11 protein-coding genes are annotated in these 24870 nt (G+C 71.5%); 6 read left to right on the top strand and 5 right to left on the bottom strand.

Features of this window, described 5'->3' with window-relative positions; all coding sequences use genetic code 11:
* Positions 1-198 precede the first annotated feature (198 nt).
* Positions 199-5325 carry an AAA family ATPase gene (locus POL72_RS19070; RefSeq protein WP_272096859.1) on the top strand — a complete coding sequence of 1709 codons (5127 nt, stop codon included), beginning with the start codon at positions 199-201 and terminating at the stop codon, positions 5323-5325.
* A 76-nt stretch (positions 5326-5401) separates the two neighbouring features.
* Here POL72_RS19070 and POL72_RS19065 read toward each other — a convergent pair whose 3' ends face one another.
* Together POL72_RS19065 and POL72_RS19060 are read right to left on the bottom strand one after the other, a co-directional pair.
* On the bottom strand, positions 5402-8947 hold the full coding sequence (locus POL72_RS19065) for a PHP domain-containing protein (protein WP_272096858.1): 3546 nt from the start codon (positions 8945-8947) through the stop codon (positions 5402-5404).
* A gap of 157 nt (positions 8948-9104) precedes the next feature.
* On the bottom strand, positions 9105-10604 hold the full coding sequence (locus tag POL72_RS19060; RefSeq protein ID WP_272096857.1) for a porin: 1500 nt from the start codon (positions 10602-10604) through the stop codon (positions 9105-9107).
* Positions 10605-11087: 483 nt separating this feature from the next.
* On the opposite strand from POL72_RS19060, the gene POL72_RS19055 reads away from it, so the two are divergent.
* The gene (locus tag POL72_RS19055; protein ID WP_272096855.1) at positions 11088-11543 is read left to right on the top strand and encodes a hypothetical protein; all 456 of its coding nucleotides are present in this window, start codon (positions 11088-11090) and stop codon (positions 11541-11543) included.
* A gap of 41 nt (positions 11544-11584) precedes the next feature.
* Here POL72_RS19055 and POL72_RS19050 read toward each other — a convergent pair whose 3' ends face one another.
* Positions 11585-11728 (bottom strand): hypothetical protein, encoded by a 144-nt coding sequence (locus POL72_RS19050; RefSeq protein WP_272096854.1) that lies wholly within the window; start codon positions 11726-11728, stop codon positions 11585-11587.
* A gap of 159 nt (positions 11729-11887) precedes the next feature.
* Positions 11888-13285 carry a class II fumarate hydratase gene (gene fumC / locus POL72_RS19045; RefSeq protein ID WP_272096852.1) on the bottom strand — a complete coding sequence of 466 codons (1398 nt, stop codon included), beginning with the start codon at positions 13283-13285 and terminating at the stop codon, positions 11888-11890.
* A gap of 197 nt (positions 13286-13482) precedes the next feature.
* Between fumC and POL72_RS19040 the strand changes: the two genes are divergently transcribed.
* Positions 13483-14475, top strand: coding sequence for a fatty acid desaturase family protein (locus tag POL72_RS19040; protein ID WP_272096851.1), 993 nt, complete (start codon positions 13483-13485; stop codon positions 14473-14475).
* Between the two features lie 115 nt (positions 14476-14590).
* Here the strand turns inward: POL72_RS19040 and POL72_RS19035 are convergent, their stop codons facing one another.
* Entirely contained in the window at positions 14591-15445 is an 855-nt protein-coding gene (locus tag POL72_RS19035; RefSeq protein WP_272096850.1) for a hypothetical protein, read from the bottom strand.
* 251 nt (positions 15446-15696) lie between these two features.
* On the opposite strand from POL72_RS19035, the gene POL72_RS19030 reads away from it, so the two are divergent.
* From POL72_RS19030 to POL72_RS19020, 3 genes are all read left to right on the top strand, one after another.
* Entirely contained in the window at positions 15697-19752 is a 4056-nt protein-coding gene (locus POL72_RS19030; RefSeq protein WP_272096849.1) for an RHS repeat-associated core domain-containing protein, read from the top strand.
* Between the two features lie 362 nt (positions 19753-20114).
* Complete coding sequence (locus POL72_RS19025) at positions 20115-22196, top strand: hypothetical protein (RefSeq protein ID WP_272096847.1); 2082 nt, start codon at positions 20115-20117, stop codon at positions 22194-22196.
* 163 nt (positions 22197-22359) lie between these two features.
* A complete protein-coding gene (locus POL72_RS19020) occupies positions 22360-24795 on the top strand; it encodes a hypothetical protein (protein ID WP_272096846.1) in 2436 nt (811 codons plus the stop codon).
* Positions 24796-24870: the final 75 nt, after the last annotated feature.

Genomic DNA, 24870 nt, shown 5'->3' with positions numbered 1-24870 from the left:
CGCCAGGCTGTTCCTTGCTTGCGCACACACCGTAGGCCCTCGTCCACGTTGCAGCGTGACACAGCACACGCCGAGCCCCCTTCTTTGCACTCCCTGGGTGAATCCACAGAAGACCGCCTTATACTGGTCTTCCCCGGACGTAATCGCCCGCACGATGCGCGCGGACGAGGCCATCACGAGGTGGAGCGCTAGCACGTCATGACCACCACAGCACCGTTCGATCTGCCAGGACACGTCGTCGAGCAGCTGATCCATGAGGGCGGCAAGACCCACGTTTACCGCGGCCGCCGCGCCGCGGATCAGCGGCCGGTCGTCATCAAGACGCTGAAGGGGGAGCACCCGAGCGTCCGCGATCTCGCGCTGCTGCGGCACGAGTTCGGCCTCCTGCGCGATCTGGACCTCGAGTCCGTGGTGAGGGTGTGCTCGCTCGAGAGGACGCGCGGCGGCCTCGCCCTCGTCACGGAGGAGGTCGAGGGCACGACGCTGAGGGCGATCCTCGACGATCGCCGGCTGGATCTCCGCGCGGCGCTGGCGCTCTCGGCGGCCATCGCCGACGCCATCGGCGCGGTGCACCGCTGTCACGTCACGCACAAGGACATCAATCCCAGCAACATCATCGTCAGCTCGGACCTGCGCCGCGCCACGCTCATCGACTTCGGCGCCTCGTCGCGGCTCAAGCAGGAGCTTCAACAGTCGACCTCGGCGTCCACCCTGCAAGGCACGCTCGCGTACATGTCGCCCGAGCAGACAGGGCGCATGAACAGGGGCATCGATTACCGCGCCGACCTCTACTCGTTCGGTGTCACGCTGTACGAGATGCTGACCGGAGCCCTGCCGTTCCCGGACGGCGATCCGGTGGACGTCCTCTACAGCCACATCGCGCGGCAGCCCGCGCCGCCGCACGAGCGCAGCGAGGACGTCCCCCAGCCGGTCTCCGAGATCGTCATGAAGCTCCTCGCCAAGGCGCCCGAGGACCGTTACCAGAGCGCGTACGGCGTCAAGGCAGACCTCGCGGAGTGCCTGCGCTCCCTCGAGCAGACGGGCCGGGTCCACCCCTTCCCCATCGGTCAGCGCGATCGCAGCCACGAGCTGCGCGTCCCGCAGAAGATCTACGGCCGGGACGAGGAGCGGGACCGGCTCCTGGCCGCCTTCGAGCGGGCCCGCGCGGGCGCCGCGGAGCTCGTGCTCGTCTCCGGCTACTCCGGCGTCGGCAAGAGCGCGCTGGTCCACGAGACCTACAAGGCCATCGCCAGGGTCGGAGGCCACTTCGCCCACGGCAAGTTCGATCAGCTGAACCGCGGCGTGCCCTGCGCCTCGGTCGTCCAGGCGTTCAGGGGGCTCGTGCAGCAGCTCCTCTCCGAGCGGACAGACGCGCTGGCCCACTGGAGAGCGGAGCTCGGCGCGGCGCTCGGCCCGAACGCCGGGCTCCTCGTCGACCTCATCCCCGAGCTCGCGCTCATCGTCGGCGAGGCGCCCCCCGTCGCGGCGCTCGGCCCCTCCGAGTCGCAGAACCGCTTCGACATGGTGTTCCGGAGCTTCCTTGGCGTGTTCGCCGCTCCGTCGCGCCCGCTCGTCCTGTTCCTCGACGACCTCCAGTGGGCGGACCCGGCGTCGCTCAGGCTGCTGCGGCTCCTGCTCACCGACGCCGATACACGCCATCTCCTGGTCGTCGGGGCGTACCGCGACAACGAGGTGAGCCCGGCGCACCCGCTCGTCATCACCCTCGACGCCATCCGCGCCGCGGGCGCGGCCGTGACCGACATCCCCCTCGCGCCGCTCTCGCACGACGACGTGACGGCGCTCGCCTCGGACGCCCTCGGCCGCGCGGCGCAGGACGTCGCCCAGCTCTCCGAGCTCCTCCACGACAAGACGCTGGGCAACCCGTTCTTCCTCGGGCAGTTCCTGCGCATGCTGGGCGACGACGGGCTCCTCCGGTGCGACGCGGAGACCGGCAGATGGACATGGGATCTCGCAGCCATCGAGTCGCGGGCCGTGACGGACAACGTCGCCGACTTCATGATCGCCAAGCTGCAGAGGCTCGCGCCGCCCACCCAGCGCGCCCTGACGCTCGCCGCGTGCATCGGGCACCGGTTCGACCTGCGCACGCTCGCGACGATCTCCGAGCAGCCGGCCTCGCGGGCGGCGCAGGATCTCTGGGAGGCCATGCAGGAAGGGGTCCTGCTCCCCATCGACGCCGACTACCGGCTCGTGCACCCGGAAGACCCGTCCCACGGCGAGACGGCGACCGACGCGTCGCTCGCCGTCTCCTACCAGTTCTTGCACGATCGCGTCCAGCAGGCGGCCTATGCCCTCATCGCGGACGAGCACAGGTGCGCCGCCCACCTGCGCGTCGGCCGCCTGATGCTGGCCAGCCAGCGCGGCGAGCCGCAGGAAGAGCAGCTCTTCGACACGGTAAACCATCTTAACTATGGCGCCGCCCTCATCGCCGATCCCGGCGAGCGCGATCTGCTCGCGCGCCTGAACCTGCGCGCCGGGAGGAAGGCCAAGGGCTCGACCGCGTACGGGGCCGCGGCGGAGTACTTCAGCGCCGGGCGGAGCGCGCTCGGGGACGACGGCGCCTCGGGCGATCACGCGCTGCGCTGGGCGCTCACGCTGGAGGCGGCCGAGTGCGAGTACCTGTGCGGTCGCTTCACCGAGGCCGAGGCGCTGTTCCAGAGGCTACTCGAGGTGGCGGCGTCGAACCTCGATCGGGCGCGGGTCCAGAGCCTGCGGATGAAGCTCTATCAGGTCGCCGGCCGCTACGACGAGGGCGTCACCGTCGGGCAGGAGGCGCTGCGCCTGTTCGGCGTCGAGATCCCCGGGGCGAGCGAGGAGATCGGCGCCGCCGTCTCCGCCGAGGTCGCGCAGATCCCGGAGAGCATGGCGGGCAGGAGCATCGAGGACATCCTGCACGCGCCGCTGCTCGCCGACGAGCAGATGCGCGCGGTCATCAACCTGCTCGCCGACTGCGCCCCCTGCGCGTACATCGGGCGGCCGGGCGTGTTCCCGCTCATCGCGCTGAAGATGCTGAACCTGTCGCTGCGGCACGGCAACACCGAGGCGTCGTGCTTCGCCTACAGCGTTTACGGGTTCATGCTCGTCGCGGCGTTCGGCGATATCCCGTCGGGATTCCGCTTCTCGGAGATGTCGATCCGGCTGAACGAGAAGCTCGGGGACGTCTCGCTGCGGGGGACGCTGCTGCACCTCCACGGCGATCACATCAACTTCTGGGTCCAGCACATCCGGAACGATCTCCCCATCCTGGAGCGGGCGTTCCTCGCGTGCATCGAGGCCGGCGACCTCGTGTACGCGAGCTATCTGGCCTTCGAGACCGTCTGGCAGGTCTACGAGAAGGGAGATCCGCTGGCGGAGGTCCACCGCGTCGCCGAGCGCTTCGCGTCGTTCGCGCGCAAGACAGGCAATCACGCCGTCCTCGAGACGATCCGGCTGGAGCAGCAGTTCCTGCGCAGCCTGAAGGGGCTCACGGCGGCCGACGCCTCGCTGAGCGAGGAGGGCTTTGCCGAATTCTCGGAAGAAGCGTGCCTGGCCGCGCTCACCCGGGCGAGCTTCGGGTGCGGTATCGCCTTTTACCACATCATCCGGCTCATCCTCCTCTATTCCCACGGCCGCCCCGCGGAGGCGCTCGCCGCGGCGGAGGCGGCGCGCCCGGTGCTCGGGGCCGTCATGGCGATGCCGATCGAGGCGACCTACCACTTCTATCTCGCGCTCACGCTGGTCGCGCTCGGCGAGCACGACGAGCGCGAGCGCGAGCGGCACGCCGGGGCGCTCTCCGCGTCGCTCGAGAAGCTCGAGCTCTGGGCCCGCCATTGCCCCGACAACTTCCGCGTGAAGCACGCCCTCGTCCTGGCCGAGGCGGCGCGCGCCTCCGGCCGCGACGTCGAGGCGATGGGGCTCTATGACGACGCCATCGACGCCGCCCGTCAGAGCGAGTTCGTGCAGTACGAGGCGCTCGCGTCGGAGCTGGCGGGCCTTTACTACGCTCGCAAGGGCCGGCGGCGCATCGCCACGCTCTACCTGGACGCGGCGACGCACGCCTACCGGCAGTGGGGGGCAGAACGAAAGGCCACGGAGCTCGTCCGGCAGCACGGGCTCGACCCGCTCCCCATCGCTCGAGGGCCCGCGGCGGAGCACGAGAAGGCCGCCGCGAGATCGAGCAGCATGTCGGTGAGCCACCCGCTCCTCCACAAGCTCGCCGACGTCGCGGCGGTGCTGCAGACGACGCAGGCGATCTCCAGCGAGCTCGTGCTCGGGAAGGCGCTCGACCGCGTGATGCGCGCCGTCCTCGCGAGCGCCGGCGGCCAGCGCGGCTTCCTGGTGCTCGCGCGCGAGGAGCGGTTGTTCATCGAGGCGTCCGTCACCATCGATCCTGCGTCGATCGAGGTGGAGCTCCGGCGTCCGCTGGAGGAGTCCTCGGCCCTGCCGGCCAGCGTGGTCCATTACGTGGCGCGGACGCGAGAGCTGCTCATCCTGGACGACGCCGCGGCGAGCCCTCGCTTCGCGGCGGATCCCTACCTCGCCGCGCACCGGCCCAAGTCGGTGATGGGCCTCCCGCTCGTCCACCAGAACCGGCTCACGGGCGTGCTGTACGTCGAGAACACGCTCGCGAGCGGGGCGTTTACCCCGGAGCAGACGGAGCTGCTCCGCCTCCTGGGCGCGCAGGTCGCGGCGGCGCTCGAGAACGCGCTGCTCTACGGCCGGCTGCAGGAGGCCTCCGAGAGGCAGCGCGCCATGAACGATCGGCTCGAGAGCGAGGTGCAGCGGCGCACCGAGGAGCTGTTCTCGGTCAACGAGCGCCTGTCGCAGAAGGCAGATGAGCTGAACCGGGCCAATGAGCTCTTGCTCGAGGAGCTCCGCGAGCGCGAGCGCGCCGAGCAGGCCCGGGCAGCGCTCCAGGAGGAGATCATCGGGGTGCAGCGGCTGCGCCTCTCGGAGATGGCGACGCCCATCATCCCGATCACCGATCGCGTCCTGGTCATGCCGCTCATCGGGACGATGGACGCGGCGCGCGCCGCGCAGGTGCTGGAGGCGACCCTCGCCGGCGTGGAGCGCCACAACCCGTCGATCGTGATCATCGACATCACCGGCCTGAAGCACGTCGACGCTGGGGTCGCCGACTCGCTGATCCGCACGGCCTCGGCGCTTCGGCTGCTCGGCGCGCAGGCGATCTTGACCGGGATGCAGCCGGAGGTCGCCCGCGCGCTCACGCAGGGCGGGATCGACCTCCGCGGCATCATCACGCGCTCGACGCTCCAGAGCGCCATCGCCCACGCGATCACGCCGTCCCCTGCCGCGCGATCCCGCTGAGCGCGCTGCGCTCCGCAGGCGCCCCCCGCCCGCTGGTGAGGTTTGCGCGGCCGCGCGCGCGGCCATTGTTTGGGCGCTACGGCGACGCCTCTTTGTCCTCGCAGCGGCCCAGCACGAAGATCCCGCAGACGCGCTCTTTCGCCAGGCACTGCTGCCCTTCCGGGCACTGCGACGGATCGAGCACGGCAGGGTCGCACGGCCTCGCGCAGAACGGGGGCGGCCCGCGCGGGGCGTCGTAGACGCCGTTCCCGTCGCGATCGAGGAAGATGGGGTTCGTGACCGCGTAGGGCGCCACCGGGTACCAGTCGGGGACCGGGGGCGACGCCGTGAAGAACCGGGAGAGCGCCTTGACCTGCGTGAACGCGAGGCTCGCGACCCGGGGCAGCTGGAGCTCACCGAACGACACAGGGAGCGCGACCGGCGTGAGGAGGTCCTCGTCGCGCAGGCCCATCGCCACCACCACGACCCAGCCGTCCGACGGCGGCGCCGGCAACATGAGCCGCTCGTCGACGTCCACGATCGCCGACGGCCCCGAACGCGGCTCGAGCACCCGGACCAGGCGGCCGCTCACGTAGACCTCGACGCGATCCACGCCGAACCAGCTCGCCGTCTCGATCCTCAGGTCGAGCGGCACCGCGTCGCCCTCGACGCGCGCCACGCCGCCGAACGTCGCGCCGCCGACGCTCGCGCGGATGAAGGGCCCGTAGGTCGCGAACGCGCTGCCGGCGCGGAGCGACGCCGTCGCCTCGGCGAGATCGAGCGCGGCCGGCTGGTCGGTCCGCGAGCGGAAATAGGTGCGCGGGAAGCCCGGCTCCAGCGAGGCGCCGTGGCTGTCGCTGCTCCCTACCTGCGTCGGCGAGAAGCCGTGGTCGAGGTAGCGGAACAGGTCGTCGACCTGGCCCGCGTGGAAGGTGCACGGCCGATCCGCGTCCTCCGGCGGGACTGCGCCGCCCTCGCCTCCCAGGCAGAGCGCCTCCCCGTCGGCCGCGGTCCTGTCGAAGTCCCAGACGGCGTCCTGCTCCTCGGGCGTCCTCGTCAGGATCCGCTTGGTCACGCTCCAGGCCAGCGCCGAGCGGGCGCGCTGCTGGCACACCGCGTACCGCTCGCCGGGCTTGCACGCCGGCAGGCCGCCGGGAAGCTCGGCGCACGCCGCGCGGAGCGACGCCTCGTCGTGCGCGGCGTCGATCTGGGACAGGCACCGGTTGAAATCGACGACCTCCTGCACGGTGGGGGTCCGGAGCAGATCGAACCGCTTCGCGTTGAAGACCTCCATCGCGTCGAAATCGCAGCTGCCCGCCTGGAACAGCGGGTTGCTCGCCTCGAGCGTCGGGATCGACCGGCGCAGCGTGAAGGGGTCGACGCCGAGCTGGTCGATGTACCCGATGAACCCGTCGCGCGGGTGGGCGACGATCACGAGCGCGTCCTCGCCCTCCGCCGCCGTGCCGCGCACCCCGTCGATCACGTCCCCGCCCGCGCGGCAGACCCAGTCGAAGACGCCGTGATCCGGCACGTCGAGCTCGTCGTAGCGGAGCGGGAAGCCGATGAAGTGCCCGAGCTCGAGCGTCGAGACCTCGGCGCCGACCGCCGTCTTCAGGTGCGGCTCGAGCTGGAGCTGCCTCACCGCGGGCTCGAGATCCGTGTGCACGTCGTGGTCGGTGGCCACCGCGACGTCGAGCCCCTCGACGACCGCCGAGGTCACCCGCTCCTCGAGCGGCAGGCCGCTGTCGAAGCTCGGGCGCTGGTGCAGGTGCATGTCGATCGACATCCAGCCCGTCGAGTCGACCTCGCGCGGCACGACCGCCTCGATCCGCCGCACCTCTCCGGCGCGCACCTCGAGGTCGGGGACCTCGAACCGGCCGAACTCGGGCCCGCGCGTGGCGAGGACGCGGTAGCGCCCGGGCTCGATCTCGACAGCGCCCTCGCCCGTCGCCGAACGCTCGATCTGCCGGACGCCGCTGCCGAGGCGGCCATGGCCGAGGTAGACCCGCCTCGTTCCGTCGCCCTCGAGCGGCTGCCCCGCGGCGTCGAGCGCGACGAACGTCAGCTTGGCGGGCGCGAGCCGGCCTCCCTCGTCGACCACCCGGTACGCGATCCGCGCGGGGCTCGGCAGCTCCGCCGCCACCGAGACCGTGGCCCCGGCGCCGAGCGCCACGCGGATCGGCGCCGACACGGCGGTGCCCTCGGGGTTCTCGGCGACGAGCAGGTAGCCGCCCGGCGGGAGCCGCGCGTGGAAGTCGCCGTCCTCCACCGGATCGAGCCCGAGGTCGGCGTCGATGGAGCTGAGCAGCCCCACGTCCCCCGAGCGCGCGAGGTTCGCCTCGACCAGCGCGTCGACGCTCGCGAAGGCGGCGCCCGGGTCGGGGTCGCGGAAGACGTGGACGCGCGCGTTCGGCACGGGCGCGCCCGTCGACCGCCACCGCACGGCGCCCTCGAGCGCGCCGGTCGGCGTGCCCCGGGCGCCGTACACCACCTCGGCGACGCTCGCGACGTCGCCCTCGCCCACGGCGAAGTAGCGCTCGTAGGTGAAAGCTCGCTTCCGGTCGCACGCCTCGTCGTCGGAGTCCGCCGCGAGGCAGCTCCGGCCCGCGCTCAGGAAGGCCGTCGCCGCGCTCGTGAAGACGGGGACGTTGACCGTGGAGGGCGGGCCGCCCTCTCTGGCCTTCGTGAAATAGCCGTAGCTGACGTCGCCGCCCGCCGCGGCGACGAAATCGAAGCTGAGCGGCTGCTGGAACGTGTCCCGGCCGGAGAAGAGGGCGTCGAACACCGCCTTCTCCTCGTCGAAGCCCATGCCGGGGCCGAAGATGTCGTTCTGGTTGCCGAAGAAGACGAAATCTCCGGCGACGATGCCGCCCTTCCGCTCGGGATCTCCGTTCCGTTCGTCGCCAAGGATGCCCCTGAAGATGTCCGAAGGACCCGTGTAGTTGTCGAGCGAGAGCGGCTCTCCGCAGGCGCACGTGGGGCAGCCGTCGGCGCCTGCCGCGAGGCCGTCCTCGCACTCGAGCGCGCACGAGGCGACGCTCGGGCACCCGAGCACTTTGTCCGGCAGGAGGAGCGTCGTGCGGATCGTGACGAACCGCTTGCCCGGGCGCAGGACGTAGTCGGTGCGGAAGCGCATCGCCGGCTTGAGGCCGTCGAACAGGAGGCCGAGGAGGTCCTCCTGGGTCTTCAGGACGCCGAGCGCGTGGAAGAGGAAGCCGCCGTCGCCCTCGACCCGGACGATCGCCTCCTGCCCGTCCGAGCCGTCGTTGACCACGAAGACCTCGGTGGCGCCCGGGTCGGGCACGAGCAGGTTGGCGACCGGGAACGACTCGGCGAAGCGGTCGCGGCCCGACGCGCTCGCGAAGCGCGGATCGGGGCGGCGCAGGTCGGCGTCGACAAGCGAGCCGCCGTAGACGCCCGGCCCCGGCGAGTGGCGCGGGCCGAGGATCGCGACCCGGATCTCGTCGTTCTCCAGGAGGAAATCGCCGACATCGGCCATCGCCACCGGGCCGCCGACCAGCTCGAACCGGTTCTCGATCGGCTTGGCGCGCAGGAGGTTCGGCTCGTCGCAACCGACCAGGCCAACCAGGCCAACCAGGCCGACCAGGCCGAACAACGCGAGGGCGGAGCGGCGTTTTCGCATGGCGGGCCGCTAGAACGACAAGCGGGTTGAAGCCGCATGCAAACAGCAAGAAGTCGAACCGCCAAGGCGCCATGAGACGCCAAGATGTTTGTGTTTTTCTTGGCGTCTCATGGCGCCTTGGCGGTTCATCTCTCTGGTTTCCTAGCTGTTCGGTGCTCTAGAGGTTGAGCTGCAGCTGGAGCGCCACGGCGTCGTTGTCGAGCGCGACGCCGTGGCGCTCCTGCCGGTGGGTGAAGTCGGCCTGCGCCTTGAGGGTGTTGTCGATGAAGTGGTAACTCGCGCCGGCGGTGAGGGCCCAGCTGTCCGTCTCGTCCGAGAGATCGAGGTTGGGATCGAGCCACTCGAACCGCGCGTTCACGCCGAGCTTGATGCGCCTCACGAAATAGCCGACCTCGCCGACGAGCCCTATCGACGTGACCGGGGCGAGCTGGCCGAGCGGCTGCGTCGGGGTGCTCTCGGGGTTGCTCTGGTTCCAGAGGAGCTCGGCGAGCGCGTGTGCGCCCTCGACGTGGACAAGGAGGTCGGCGCCGATGCCATGGATGTCGCGCGTCCCGCCGTCGCTGAAGAAGTAGCTCGCCCCTGCGCCGACGCGGAGGCGCGAGACGGCGAGGTCCTGCACCGAGCGAGGGAGGGGGCCGAGCGGCTCGGTGGCGAGCCGCGCGACATAGGCGATGTGGTCGAAGCGGTTGCCGAGGCTCGCGGCGTTTTCGACATAGCCGGCGAAGAACTGATCCGAGCGCTGGAAGCCGTTGAACATGCCGGCGAAGTAGCTGAACGCCCTGCCCCGGAAGTGCCCCTCGACGTGGAGGCCGACCTGGCGCGAGGGCGCCATGGCGCGCACGGTGAGGGGCCGCTCGATGAGCGCGCCCTCGCCGGCGCCCGCCATCGCGGAGCGGCTGAACGGCACGTCGTGCGCGCCGAAATAGAGGTTCGCGAACGGGAAGTGGGCGTAGCCGATCCACGCCTCGGAGAGCCGCGCCGAGCCGTCCGCGCCCCCGGCGAGCTCGCCCGAGACCGCGAACGGCACATATCCGGCGAGCCTCCCCGCGAAGCCGACGCGGGCGCGCCGCAGGCGGAAGCCCTGCCCCTCTGCGACGTCGCCCGCCTGGAGGAAGGCGTCCTCGCCCACGTAGGGAACGGCCTGCGCCTGCACGAGAACGATGGGCGAGAGCACGAGGCGGCCGATCGTGAGCTGGAATGGCGATCCGCCCGCGCCGCCTGCGACAGGCGCGACGTCCGACCCGGCAGAGGACGGAGCGCCCGGGGCCGTGGCGGGCGGCGCGGCTCCGGCAGACGGCGCGGCCCCGGCGGACGGTGCGGTGCCCGGCGGCGCGGCGCCTGCCGGCGACGTGCTGGCGGCGGGTGCGCCGGGTGCGGCGACAGCGGACGGCGCAGCGCCGGCGGGCGGTGCGCCCGGCGTGGCCGCGGAGGTGCCGGGCGCCGCGACGGCAGGTGGCGTGGCCGGCGTGGCGCCGGGCGGCGCGGCCCCGGCAGGTGGCGTGGCCGGCGCGGCGCCGGGGGGAGCCGCGGTGGGCGGCGGCGCGACAGGGAGGGTCGGCGCGGCGGGCGGGGGAACCGGAAGCGCGTCGGCGGCCGGAGGCTGGACCGGCAGCCGCTGGGCGGGTTGCGCGCTGGCCTGCGGACACCCGAGCGCCACGGCGGCCACGAGGACAGCGGCGATCGCAGCGCCGTCCGGCGCCGAGCTGCGTCCGCGGCGCCATGGCCGGGCACATCGAGGATCCGCACCGCGACGAGTCCATGCGCAAGGTGTCATTGGCGTCCGAGCTGGCCGGCGGGCGAGAGGAATCGCAACGAACACGGCGACAGCGCCGCTGGCAGGCGCCTTCGTCTATCCCACGTGTCGACAGGGTGTCAACGCGCCGCCTCGCACCCGCGCGCACCAGGCATGTTGCCCTTTCCGTGCACCTGCGATGGGCGTACACTGATTGCTCCCGAACCCCGCGGCGATCGACGTCGATCGCCGCCCGTTCCCGGAGGCGGGCTCGCCCCGCCGCCGCGCGGAAGGCCGGAGTGACCGGCGCTCCGCGCGGTCGACCTCTCGCTGGATGTCCGTCAGCCGCGTCAAGGCGCGCAAAGGAGGTGGTGAATGAGGGTGTGCAGGAGAGCGCACGGAGCTGCCGTGGCGCTGCTTGCGGTGCTGGTTGCGCCTGGCCTGGCGCAGGCGCAGGAGGTGGTGCCGCCGCCCCGGACGCCCGTGGAGCGGCCTGCGTCGGTGCTGTCCGACGCACAGTTCAAGGCGCGGTTGGAGGCGCTCGCAGCGGAGCTTCCATCCGCGCAGATGGGACGTAACTGGAAGCGTGTGGTCGACGAGGCGCTGCAGCGGGTGAGCGACCTGCCGCAGGCGAGCGCGCCGGCGCTTCCGTCCTCGGACATTCTTGTGGATCCGGGGGCGCAGGTGGGGATCGACGACCCGACTCAGGGGTTTCCGGAGGCGGGCGCGACATTCGAGTTTGGCCCCTATGAGGTCACGCTCGCCCCGGTGGTGCTGCCCGTGTCGCCGGTGGTCTGGAACCTGCCTGGCGAGCAGGGGATCCTTCCCGGCGCGCATGTCCGGCTGCCGTGGGCCGTTCCTTAGTCCAGCCTCCGGATTGAAAAGAATTCAGACCGGAGGGTCGTTTACGTAGTCGTGGTCGTGGTCGTGGTCGTGGTCGTGGTCGTCAACGGTAGGCCGTAAACGACCACGACCACGACCACGACCACGTAAACGACCACGTAAACGACCACGTAAACGACCACGGCCACGACCACGACCACGGCCACGTAAACGTTCGCGTTGGTGACCGATGGTGGGGCGGAGGGGAGCGGGCTTCGTGCGCGGAGCGTGACCGAACGAGCTTGGTTAACGCCTAGGCCCCCCTCTCCGAGCGCTGGGCAACTCGGTACGATCTCTTCTCCTTGGCATCCCCGTCCACCGCAACCTCACCCGTTCCCGGAAGGCCCGATCATCCTCTCTGGTCGAACGATCTCGTCGAACTTCTCCCCGTCGAGGATCCCGAGCGCGACCGCCGCCTCGCGGAGGGTGCTCCCTTCCGCGTGCGCCTTCTTGGCGATCTTCGCTGCGTTGTCGTAGCCCACGTGCGGGTTCAGCGCGGTCACCAGCATCAGGCTCTCGCGCAGGTTCCGCTCGATGCGCTCGCGGTTCGGCTCGATGCCCCGCGCGCAGTGCTCCTCGAACGACGCGCAGCCGTCGGCGAGCAGCCGGATCGACTGCAGCACGTTGTGCACGATGAGCGGCTTGTAGACGTTGAGCTCGAAGTTGCCGCTCGCCCCGCCGACGCCGACCGCGACGTCGTTGCCGAGCACCTGAGCGCACAGCATCGTCATCGCCTCCGCCTGGGTGGGATTCACCTTTCCCGGCATGATCGAGCTGCCCGGCTCGTTCTCCGGGATCGAGATCTCGCCGATCCCGCAGCGCGGCCCGCTCGCGAGCCAGCGGACGTCGTTCGCTATCTTGGTCAGGCTGCAGGCGAGCACCTTCAGCGCGCCGTGCGCCGCGACGAGGGCGTCGTGCGACGCGAGCGCCTGGAACTTGTTCGGCGCCGTGACGAAGGGCGCCCCCGTGAGCTCGGCGATCCTGGCGGCGACCTTCACCGGAAACTCCGGGTGGGCGTTGAGCCCCGTCCCGACCGCCGTGCCCCCGAGCGCGAGCTCGTGGAGCGGCGGGAGCGCGCGCTCGATCGCGGCGATGCCGGCGTCGAGCTGCGCCACGTAGCCGGAGAACTCCTGCCCGAGCGTGAGCGGCGTCGCGTCCTGCAGGTGCGTGCGGCCGATCTTGACGATGTCCGCGAACGCCGCGCTCTTCTGCGCCAGGGTGTCCCGCAGCCGGCGGACCTCCGGGAGCAGGCGGCGCTCGATCTGGAGCGCGGCGACGACGTGCATGGCCGTCGGGAACACGTCGTTCGAGCTCTGCGACCTGTTCACGTCGTCGTTCGGGTGGACCGGCGATTTCGAGCCCATCACGCCGCCGCTCATCTCGATCGCGCGGTTCCCGATGACCTCGTTCACGTTCATGTTGGTCTGGGTGCCGCTCCCCGTCTGCCAGACGACGAGCGGGAAGTGGTCGTCGAGCTTGCCCTCGATGACCTCGTCGGCCGCCGCGACGATGAGCGCGCACCTGTCCGCCGGCAGGAGCCCCAGATCGCGGTTGACGAGCGCCGCCGCCTTTTTCACGGTGGCGAGCGCGGCGATCATCTCCCGCGGGAAGCGCTCGCCCCCGATCCGGAAGTTCTCGAGGGAACGCTGCGTCTGCGCCCCCCAGTAGCGGTCGTCCTGCACCGCGATCGGCCCGAAGCTGTCCTTCTCGATGCGCGTCCCCATGGCCGCGTCTTAGCGGCGGCGGACGCGCCCCTCAAGCGGCGCGAAGCCCTGTCGCCGGCGCGTGCGCAGACGCGTAAGCGCGTAGGCACATTCGCGCCGCGGGGCCAAAAAGCGGGCGTGCTCTTGTTTTCCCGCCTGTTTTTTGCGAAGTTCCGGGCCGCGCACGCGCGAGAAACACGGAGATCAGCATGGCCGGCATGGACACAGTACCGCGGGAGCTGCTGCAGGCTGCCTACAGGCGCAACCCGATTCACCTGCTCAAGATCCCGCTTCATTTCGGCATCTGGGCCGCGGTCACGTGGGTGCTCTACGCGACGCAGCACCACCCGCTCGCCATCCCGATCGGGGTCGCCTGCTCGTGGTTGATCGCCAACCTCGTCCGCGGCCTCGGCGCCGTGGCGCACGACGCCGTCCACGGCAGCTGCTCGCGCTCGAAGCTCGCCTCGTACGTCATCGCCCTGCTCTGCTGGGCGCCGACCGGCATGAGCGTGACGCTGTACACGAACTACCACCTTCATCATCACAAGATCGCGAACACGTACCCTGACGTCGACAACTTCGTCGTCACGGACTACACGCGGAACCCCGTCCTCGCGAGGCTCCTGCTCCTCGCCGTGTACACGTTCGCCTATCCGCTCTACTTCCTCGGCTGCATGGCGCGGTACGTGAAGCGGCTGTCGCCGCTCCAGCGCGTCAGGATGAACCTGGAGCTGCTCGGCTTCTACGGCCTCATGGCCTTCTTCTTCTGGGTCATGCCGCGCCAGGTGTTCTTCTTCTTCTACATCCTGCCGTTCGTCTTCGGCGCCATCCTCGCCAGCGTGACCTCGATGATCGAGCACTACGAGATGCTCCCGGGGGAGGACGCCTACAGCTCTCGCACCTACGGGACGGGCGCGCGCGTCACGAACTTCCTCTGGAACAACGTCACGTACCACAACGAGCACCACAAGTTCCCGGGCATCCCGTTCTACAACCTGCGCAGCTTCCACGAGGCGGCGTATCCCTACTACGACGAGCGGGTGAAGTCGGCGTGCCACCCGACGATCGTCGGCGTCGCCCTCTCGCTGTACGGCCGTATCCTGAAGCTCGACATCGCGAAGCTCGACGAGCGGTACCGCGACCTCAACAAGGACGACGAGCGGCGGAAGATGATGGCGCTGAACGGCATCCAGCCCGGCGCGACCGCCTGAGCGTCCCGCGCCGCGCGGCCGAAACCCGCGCGGCGCGCCGTCGATCATCCGCAAAACCCAACGATGGACGGTCCCTGAGGGCGCAGCGAGGCCGCGTGCGCCCGACAGGCCGGCCTCAGTCCGCGGCGAAGCAGTAGAATCGGCCCGCGCCGCCCACCGCCACGAGCTGCTGCTGGCTGCACCCGGAGGGAGCGTGCACGGAGTTCCACGAGTTGTACGGGGCTCCGCCGTTCATGTTCGGACCGAGCCCGTCGGAGTGTCCCACCTGCGGCCCGGGCGTGGCGGTGGACGACGTCCAATCGTTGCACGTGTCGGCGAGGGCCGTACCGTCCGCTGCAGAGCCGGTGAGCATGTCGTGCTCGATCGGCGAGGGAGAGCCCTGCCACTGGCCGTTGATGCGGTTGCCTTCGTGATCGACGAAGAGCTCCGGGTTGCCCCCGGGCAACGCGTGCAGCGCCTCGACACTGGCGGCCACCGTGACGCCCTTGGCGTTGACCCAGGGCCCCTTGCCGATGCGATCACGGGCATTCTCCGTGCTCGTGCTCAGGTACGCGCGCCACGTGCGACCGCCGGCGCCCACTTCGGCCGCCAGCGCCTGGCAGGTCGCGTCCGCGCCGGCGATCCCTCCGAGATCGCCGCCGCTGTCGCTCGGGGTGGAAACGAAGAAACCCAGGGATGAGGTGCCCGGGTCCCCGCCGGCCCCGGTAGCGGGCCCGCCAGCGGTCCCTGCGCCGCCCTCGCCGGCGCCGCCCGAGCCGCTCGTCGATCCCGCCCCACCAGCGCCGCCTTCTCCGACGCTCGAGCTCCCCGACCCGCCGCTGCCCCCGGTACCACCGCTCGAGGCGCTGCTGGTCGAAGCGCTGCTGCTGCTGGCCTGGTCATTACTCGTACCGCCAGAATCGGATTCATCCGAGCAGGCCGTAGAGGTGACGAGGAATGCTGCGGAAAGGACGAGGTAGATCTTGTGCACGGCAGAGCTCCTGAATGGGCGAATGGCGCGCACGATACCGACAGCTCGCCCCGTGCCGCAACCTCGAGCGCGAAAATGCGCGAGACGCGCAGGAATGCGCGAACATGCCAGCGGGATTGAGACAGGCCGAACGAGGAGGCAGCGCGATGGGCCTCGCGGCTGCCCGATCGGGTCAACGTGCTCTCCTGTGCGCCCGTGGAGAGGACGATGCGCATTTCCACTGCTGTTGTCCCGCTATTACGCTCGCTCGCATGGCGCGCACAGCCCCCGTCCCGAATATCCCCGCGATCCCCGGCATGAACCCCGGCGTCTTCATCATGGGCGGCGGCGGCAGCGGCGGCGGCGGCAATGGCAAGGGTGGCAAGGGGAGCGGCAAGGACCAGGGCGCCGACGGCTCCAACGGGGGTAACGGCGCCGACGGAGGGGGGAAGTCGGCCTGCGGCGGCGCGGGCGGCGACGGCTCCGGCTGCCCGAACCACCACGGGTCGAAGAAGAGCGGGAAGGTGTCGAAGGGCGACCCCGTCGACGTCGCCACCGGCCGCGTGTTCACCGATCCCGTGGTCGACCTCGAGCTGCTCGGTCCCCTCGGCTTACGGGTCGTGCGCCGCTACAGCACGAGCGCCCGCGAGCGCGACGTCGGCCTCGGCTTCGGCTGGGTGCACTCCTTCTCGTGGGCCGTCGAGGTGCGGCGCCAGACCACCGTGCTGTGGACCGACACGGGCGCGGAGCTCTCGTTCGACCCCATCGCCGAGGGGGACGCGGGCATTGGCCCCGACGGCTGGGTGCTGACCCGCGACGCCAGCGGGTTCGTGCTCGATGACGCCGCCGGCACGTTCTATCTCTTCTCCGAGCGCGACGGCGCGACATACCGCCTCTCCGCCGTGCGCGACGCCCATGGCAACACGACGCGGCTCACCTACCGCGAGGGGCGCGTCGAGTCGCTCACCGACGCCGCCGGCCGCGTCGTGCGCCTGCGGCGCGCGCCCGACGGCCGCATCGCCGCGCTCGAGTGCAAGAACGCGCCCGAGCGAGGGAGATGGGTGGCCCTCCGGGGCTATACCTACGACGAGCACGGCGACCTCGTCGCCGATACGGACGCGGAAGGCTGCGTCAGCCGCTACACCTACGACGATCACCGGCTGACGTCGCGCACGGATCCCGAGGACCTCACCTTCCATTTCCGGTACGACGAGCGTGGTCGCTGCGTCGAGACCTGGGGCGATCACCCCGATCCGGGGCGCCTCGGCCTCGCAGAGGGCGTGCCCGATACGCTCGCCGACGGCACGAAGGCCTGGGGGATCTACCACTGCAAGCTCGTCTACGGCGACGACGGGTACTCGGAAGTGGTCGACTCGATCACCGTGCACCGCTACTTCGCCAACGAGTTCGGAAAGCTCGACAAGGCCGTATCCGGCGGGGCCGTCTACTGCCGCACCTACGACGAGAACGGCAATCTCCGCTCGTTCACCGACCCGCTCGGAGCCACCACGACCTGGGTCCGCGACGCCCGCGGCCGCACGCTCCGAGTGAGCGACCCGCTGGGCCGCACCACCATTATCGAGCGCGAACCGGACGGGCACATCCGCCGCGTCACCGACCCGGCCGGCGGCGTCACGGAGGTGACGCGCACCGCGGGCGCCCTGTACTGGACCGATCCGATCGGCGCGACCTTCGAGGTGCGCATCGAGGCGCGCGGGCTCATCACGGAGACCGTCGCGCCGAACAGCGCGCGCACGCGCTTCGCCCACGACGCGCAGGGCAACGTGATCCAGAAGATCGACGGGACAGGCGCCGTCACCGAGCACGTCTACGATTATTGGGGACGTTGCCTGTCGGTGCGCGACGCGCTCGGGCACATCACGTCGTACGCCTACAACGACCGGGGCGATCGCATCGCCATGCGCCACCCGGACGGGGGCGTGACCCGCTATGCCCACGATCGCAACGGGGACGTCGTGCGCGTCGACCACCCGGACGGCACCTCGACGCGCTTCGATCGGGGAGGCCTGCACAAGGTCTGCGCGATCCGCCGCCCGAACGGCGAGGTGAACCGGCTCGGCTACGATCGCGAGGGTCGCCTCGTGCGGGCCGAGAACGCGCGGGGGGACGTGTACCTCATGCGCTACGACACAGCGGGCCGCATGGTGTACGAGCGGACGTTCGCCGGGCTGGAGAAGCACTACCGGCACGACATGGCCGGACAGCTCATCCTCGAGAAGACCGGCGCGGGCGAGATGACCGAGTTCACCTACGACGCGGCCGGACAGCTGGTCCAGCGCACCCTGCCGGACGGCGCCACGGAGTCGTTCGAGTACGACCATTGCGGCCAGCTGATCGCCGCCGTCACGCCCGCCGGGGAGCTCACGTTCACGCGCAACGCCGTGGGCTGGGTGGTTGAAGAGCGGCAGCTCGCCTCGGGCGATCTGTTTACCGTGCGGCGGACGTATGATCTCATGGGGAACGTCGTGCAGAGGACGACTTCGCTGGGCCACGCGGTCGCCTTCGCGCGGGACGCCTGCGGCCGGGCCACGCAGGTGGTGCTGGACGGGCGCACCGCGGTCGGGGTCGCGCACGACGCGCTCGGGCGCGAGATCGCCCGCGCGCTGCCGGATGGCGGGCGCATCCAGGTCGTCTACGACGCGCTCGGCCGCATGGCGCAGCGCTGGGTGGGCCACCCCGGACAGGCCAGCGCGGGCGCCGGTCGGCCCGACTGGGTCGGCCCTCGCCCGCCGGGGACGACGGTGTACCAGGCGTTCCGCTATGGGCCGTGCTCGGAGCTCGTCGAGTCGTGGGACGACACGCTCGGCCGGAGGCTGTTCGAGCACGACCCCGCGGGGCAGCTCCTGGGGGTCCGCGACGAGCGGGGCCAGGGGCAGCGCTTTGCTTACGACGCCGCGGGCAATCTTCACGAGCCGGACGGCGAGCAGCGCGCTTACGGCGCCGGGAACCGTCTTGTGCAGAAGGGCGGCACCACGTACGCATGGGACGAGTCGGGCAGGCTCACGAGCGCGCGCGACGCGGAGGGGCGGTTGACGCGGTACACGTGGAACGCCCTCGGGCTGCTCGCCGCGGTCGAGAGGCCCGACGGGAGGGTGGTCGAGCACAGCTACGATCCGTTCGCACGGCGCATCGGGAAGCGCACGTTCGAGCGAGCGTCCGACGGGCGGAGGCGCGAGGTGTCGAGCGTGCGCTTCGTGTGGGACGGCGGCGTGCTGGTCCACGAGATCAGGCGCGTGGCGCAGGCGGCGGGGGATCCCGTGGTGGAGGAGCGCACGTACTGCTTCGAGGAGGCCCGGTACGCCCCCTGGGCCCACCGCGACACGCGCATGGCGGGCGGGCGGCGCGAGGAGAGCCCGTGGTTCCATTACCTCAACGACGACGTGGGCGCGCCGGAGCGCCTGGTCGGCCCGGCGGGCGAGGTGGTGTGCGAGCTCGACCGATCCGCGTTCGGCGCGAAGGTGAAAGAGGGCGGGCGGACCACCACGCCGCTCCGCTTCCCGGGCCAGTACGAGGACGAGGAGACGGGGCTCGTCTACAACCGCTACCGTTACTTCGATCCCGCGATGGGGCGGTACCTGAGCGCGGACCCGGCGGGGCTCGACGGCGGCTTCAACGGCTTCGACTACGCAGGCAACGCGCCGACGCGGTTCGTCGATCCGAGCGGGCTGATGCCGTTCTCGACCGTCCGGAACGCGGCCGGGGACAACCCCGGGGGGAAGGATTTTACCGATCCGAAGAACCGTCGCGGGGTGCCGGGCGATATCGAGGGCAAGAGCCAGGGCCAGCGCGGCGGGGCGAAGGCAGAGGCCCAGCGTGAGCAGTTCGGCAAGGACGACGCGATCACCGAGGCCGTCAAGAACGCGCAGAAGGCGCGCAACGAGACCCAGACAGGGGACACAACATGCGCGGAGGTGGACGCGCTTCACAAGATGGCGCGCCAGATCCGCAACGAAGGGGACGCACAGCGAACAGCGCAGGGGAAGCGTAAAATGACCAATGAAGAGGTGCGCGCCGAGCTTCAGAAGCGCTTCAGGAACGGCGCAACGATCGAGACCACGAACGAGGATGGCGAGGGCATGGCGCCCTGCCCCATGTGCGCGCAGATCTTCCGCGAGCTCGGCCTCCACCCGGCCAACATCGGGGACGACGCAAAGGCCGGCGTGATCGGCCCAAACGACGAGACGGAAACCAAGATGAACAAGATGGGCCGGTGGGACGGGAACATCACGCAGAGCGGCGAGAGGAGGCGCTCTCGACAACGGAACATCCGGACGACGCGCTCCACAACCCCCCCGTTCACCACCTGACGCACGCGATGATGACACCCCGGCCCCCAATCCCCGCCCCCGCGCCCGTCGAGCGCGCCTGTCGCTGCGCCTGGGACGAGGCGTTGTGCGCCACGCTCGACCCCGGAGAGCAAGGCGCGCTGGCCACGCTCTGCCGGTGGATCGAGGAGCCAGACCGGCCCTATGCAATCTTGCACGGCCCGCGCCCCAGCCGACGCGCGGTCGTGGCTGCCCACCTGGTCCGTACACAGCGGGAAGTCACCACTTACGCTGGGACCCTTGTGCCGATCGCGCCTGATCTCAGGCTCGAACGCGACCTGGTCGCGTTGCTCACCTCGCGGCTGCTCGCCGGTTACGGTGGCGGGTCTCCTCGGTGGCTGCGCATGCGGATTGCGGAAGAGCACCTGCGCGTGGGACAGACGGAGGGCGAGCCGCCGCTGCTGCTCGCGATCACCGACGTGGAGGAGGCGGAGCCGCTCGTCGCCTGGCCGGCGCTGTTCTCCGCTGTAGGTCCCCGCATCAAGGTGCTCGCCACCGTCGAGGGCAACGACGCTACGGCCCACGCGTGGATCCCACGCCTCGGCTTCGATCCGGCGCGCACGCGGATCCATCCGCTGCCAGCGCGACCCTGGCCCGCGCCGGGCGATCCAGCGGAGATCGTCGCGACCGCCGGCGCGGTGCCAGCGCGGCTCCTCGGCCTGCTCTCCGTCGCCTACGGCCGGCTTCGCGAGGACGAGATCACGACCGCCCTCGGAGCCCCGCTCGACGGCGCCCTCGCCGGGATCGAGCCGCTCCTCACGGCCATCGATGGCACCTACGCATTCCGCACGAACGCGGCCCGGCGCGAGGTGGAGGAGCGCCTCGACCGCGGCGCGCGGGACGCGTCGATCCGCCGCCTGCTGTCGCTCCCGCCGGACGGCTATCCGTGCGCCTACGTGCGCGCGCACCTCGAGCAGGCCGCCGCGCCGCTCCAGGCATTCGCCGCGCTGGTCACCGAGGAGCACCTCGCCCGCTGGATGGCTCGGCCCGAGGGCTATCTCGGCTTCGTCGCCGATCTCGAGCGTGTGCGCCGCCACGCCGTGGAGGCGCTTCCGGCGGCTCACGAAGCCATGGCGCTCGCGGTGCGTGCGGCCCTGGTCGAGGCGAGCGTGAACTCATACGCCGACCGCGAGGACCACGATGCTCCCGTGGGCGTCGAGCCGATGACTCGGCAAACGCCGATCGCGGATGCGCGAGATCAGGCCAGGGCGCTCACCGCGCTCGGCGCGGCGATGACGGCCGGCCCGGCGCGCGCCGAGGTGCTCGCGTGGACCGAAGACGCCGCACGACGCATCCCGGAGGCCGACTTCCGCGGCGACGCATTCCTGAGCCTCGCCGAGGTCGTCGGGGGCGAGGCGGGATACGCGTTCGCGCGGGAAGCGCTCGCCGCGTTTCGGACCACGGAGAACGCGGAGGATCGAGCGCACCAGATGCTCTTCATGGCGAAGGGGTTGCCTCCGGACGAAGGGATCGCCGTCGCGCGCGAGGCGCTCAGAAGCCTCCGCGACGGCGCCGGAGATCCTGGCCGTGCCGAGGTCTTCGTCAGCGATTTTCCGCGCGCCGTCGCCGAGGCGCTCTGGCCCGACGCGGAGGAGCTGCCTGCGCCCGCGCGAGCGCAGGTGCTCGCCGCGCTCGCGCGGGCCCTTGGCGATCCCGAGCGCGTGCGCACCGCGTTCGCCGCGCTGGAGCAGCACCCCGACCCATACAACCTGGACGAGCACTGGAGGCTCACGCAGCTCGTGCCGTTCCTCGACGCCCCGGAGGCCCGCCGCGCAGCGGCGCTCGCGCCCCAGTTCGGTGAACGGGCCGCCAAGCTCTTCGAGGAGCTGATCCCGCGCCTCATCGCGCTGGGCGATCCCGCCGACGACCTGCTCGAAGCGCTGTCAGTCGCGTCGCGCGTGCGGGCGCTGGCCCGGAGCCTCCCCTTCGCCGCGGAGCCGGCGCGGCTGCGGGCGCGCATCGACGAGGCCGTTCGGAAGGCCGAGCCGCTCGAGCGCTACGGGCTACTCTTCGACGTGGGCCCCTGGTTCGCAGCGACGGGCGACAGCGACGCGGTGCTCGACTGGATCGCGCCGCTCAGTGACGCCCACCACCAGGTCGCCCTCGGCTTCCTGGCACGCTACGATCCCGCGCACGCGCCCGAGCTCACGCGCCGCGCCCTTTCCCTCGCCTTGCGCCTCGGCGCCGACGAGCCGGACCGCCTGCTCGAGCTGCTCCCGCTTGCCCGCCATTTCCCGGCCGAAGAGGCCGTCGCGGCGCTCGGTCTCCTGCTCGACGCGCTCGCCGCAGACATCCGATCTGCCGCGCTCGCGGGCGACGGCGTGAGCCTCGTGAAGCTTGCGCCGCTCATCGCTGCGCTCGCGGGCGACGATGGCCTAGCCGGCGCGGCGCGCGTGGTGGTGCAGGTCGCGGCGTGGTTCCCCTGAGCGCCGCTATCGGCGCGGAAAGCCTCACGCCGACGCGCCCCCGGTGGCGCGGTAAAAGCTTCCGCGAGGGGAGACGGCGCGCCAGCTCCGCAACGAAGGATGCGCCCAGCGAACGTCGCAACGGAAGCCCAATCTGACCGATCAACGGCAAGCGACGCATGCGATGACGACACCTCCGCCCCGGATCCCCGCCCCCGTGCCCATCGAGCGCGCCTGCCGCTCCGCCTGGGACGATGCGTCGCGCACCACGCTCGACCCCGCAGAGCAAGCCGCGCTCGCCGCGCTCGGTCGATGGCTCGACGAGCCGGAGCTGCCCTATGCGATCCTGCATGGCCCGCGTTCGAGCCGGCGCGCGGTCGTGGCCGCCCACATCGTCCGCGCGTCCCAGGAGAGCCCGGCATGGAACGCGCAGCTCGCTCCCATCGGCCTTGATCTCAGGCTCGAACGCGACCTGGTCGCGCTGCTCACCTCGCGACTGCGCGCCGATTATGTGGGCGGCCCACCTCGGCTATTGCGCACGCGGATCTCGGAAGAGCATCTGCGCGTGGGGCCGACCGAGGGCGAGCCCTCGCTGGTGCTCGCGATCACCGACGTCGAGGAAGCGGAGCCGCTCGTCGCCTGGCCAGCGCTGTTCTCCGCCGTGGGTCCCCGCGTCAAGGTGCTCGCCACCGTCGAGGGCGACGACGCCGCGGCCCGCGCGTGGATCCAGCGCCTCGGCTTCGATCCGGCGCGCACGCGGATCCATCCACTGCCGGCGCGGCCCTGGCCTGCGCAGGGCGATCCCGCGGAGTTCCTCGCGACCGCGGGCGCCGCATCAGCCAAGCTCCTCGGCCTGCTCTCCGTCGCCTACGGCCGGCTTCGTGAGGACGAGATCACCGCCGCCCTCGGAGCCCCGATCGACGGCGCCCTCGCCGGGATCGAGCCGCTCGTCGCAGCCTTCGAGGGCACGTACGCGTTCCGCTCGAACGCGGCCCGCCGTGAGGTGGAGGAGCGCCTCGACCGCTGCGCGCGGGACGCGTCACTCCGCCGCCTGCTGTCGCTCCCGCCGGACGGCTATCCGTGCGCCTACGCGCGCGCCCACCTCGAGCAGGCCGCCGCGCCGCTCCAGGCATTCGCCGCGCTGGTCACCGAGGAGCACCTCGCCCGCTGGATGGCTCGGCCCGAGGGCTGCCTCGGCTTCGTCGCCGACCTCGAGCGCGTGCGCCGCCGCGCCGTCGAGCCGCTTCCAATGGGTCACGAGGCGACGGCCCTCGCGGTGCGCGCGGCTCTGGTCGAGGCGAGCATGAACTCGTACACCCGCCGCGAGGACCACGATGCCCCGGTGGGCGTCGAACCGTTCGCTCGGAAGACGCCGATCGCGGACGAGCGAGATCAGGCCAGGGCGCTCACCGCGCTCGGCGCGGCGATGACTGCCGGCCCGGCGCGCGCCGAGGTGCTCGCGTGGGCCACGGACGCCGCACGGCGCACCCCGGACGTCGAGTTCCGCGGGGATGGCCTCCTGAGCCTCGCCGAAATCGTCGGGGGCGAGGCGGGATACGCGTTCGCGCGGGAAGCGCTCGCCGCGTATCGGACCACGGAGAACGCGGAGGAGCGAGCGCACCAGATGCTCTTCGTGGCGAAGTGGTTGCCACCAGAGGAAGGGATCGCCGTCGTGCGCGAGGCGCTCGCCGTCCTCCGTGACGGCGGCGGAGATCCTGGCGATCTCGATCTGTTCGCCGACCGCTACCCGCGCGCCGTCGCCGAGGCGCTCTGGCCCGACGCGGAGGCGCTGCCTGGGCCCGCGCGGGCGCGAGCGCTCGCCGGGCTCGCGCGGGCCCTCGGCGATCCCGATCGCGTGCGCGCCGCCTTCGCCGCGGTGGAGCAGCACGTCAACCCGTACGACCTGCTGATACAACGGACTCTCGCGCAGCTCGTGCCGCTCCTCGCCGCTCCGGAGGCCCGCTGCGCCGCCGCGCTCGCGCCCCAATTCGGCGAGCAAGCCGCCGAGCTCCTCGAGAGCCTGATCCCGCGCCTCCGGGCGCTGGGTGATCCCGCCGAGGACCTGCTCGAGGCGCTGCCGGAAGCGGCGCGCGTGCGGGCGCTGGCCCGCAGCCTCCCGTTCGCCGCGGAGCCGGCGCGGCTGCTGGCGCGGATCGACGAGGCCATCCAGCAGGCCGAGCCGCGCGAGCGCGGCTGGATGCTCTTCGACGTCTGCCCCTGGTTCGCGGCGACGGGCCACAGCGACGCGCTCCTCGCCGAGGTCGCGCTGCTCAGCGACGGTGGCCGCCTGACCGCCCTCGGCATCCTGGCGCGCCACGATCCCGCGCACGCCCCCGAGTTCACGCGCCAGGCCCTCCCACTGGCCCTGCGCTTCGGCGCCGACGAGCCGAGCCGCCTGCTCGACCTGGTCCCGCTGGCCCGCCATTTCCCGCCCGAGGGCGCCGCCGCGGCGTTCGGCCTCCTGCTCGACGCGCTCGCTGGCGACTTCCGCCACGCCGCGCTCGCGGGCGACGGCGTGAGCCTCGATCGGCTCGCGCCGCTCATCGCGGCGCTCGCGGGCGACGAGGGCCTGGCCGGCGCGGCGCGCGAGGTGGTGCGGGTCGCCTTGTGGTTCCCCTGAGCGCCGCGGTGCTCGCGGGCTGCCGTCATGGACTTCCGAGCGCCCGCGTGCCCTGGTGGCGCGGCGTCGGCGCCC

The sequence above is a fragment of the Sorangium aterium genome (assembly GCF_028368935.1).
In the GTDB taxonomy this organism is placed as follows: Bacteria; Myxococcota_A; Polyangia; order Polyangiales; family Polyangiaceae; genus Sorangium; species Sorangium atrum.
Note: the sequence above shows the minus strand (reverse complement) of the source record. Positions and strands in the feature narration are given on the sequence as shown.

Excerpts from the sequence above, each read along its gene's own strand:
- POL72_RS19025 (WP_272096847.1), top strand. The coding sequence starts at position 20,115 with ATGCGGATTGCGGAAGAGCACCTGCGCGTGGGACAGACGGAGGGCGAG.
- fumC (WP_272096852.1), bottom strand. The coding sequence starts at position 13,285 with ATGGGGACGCGCATCGAGAAGGACAGCTTCGGGCCGATCGCGGTGCAG.
- POL72_RS19030 (WP_272096849.1), top strand. The coding sequence starts at position 15,697 with ATGGCGCGCACAGCCCCCGTCCCGAATATCCCCGCGATCCCCGGCATG.
- POL72_RS19065 (WP_272096858.1), bottom strand. The coding sequence starts at position 8,947 with ATGCGAAAACGCCGCTCCGCCCTCGCGTTGTTCGGCCTGGTCGGCCTG.
- POL72_RS19020 (WP_272096846.1), top strand. The coding sequence starts at position 22,360 with ATGACGACACCTCCGCCCCGGATCCCCGCCCCCGTGCCCATCGAGCGC.
- POL72_RS19070 (WP_272096859.1), top strand. The coding sequence starts at position 199 with ATGACCACCACAGCACCGTTCGATCTGCCAGGACACGTCGTCGAGCAG.
- POL72_RS19040 (WP_272096851.1), top strand. The coding sequence starts at position 13,483 with ATGGACACAGTACCGCGGGAGCTGCTGCAGGCTGCCTACAGGCGCAAC.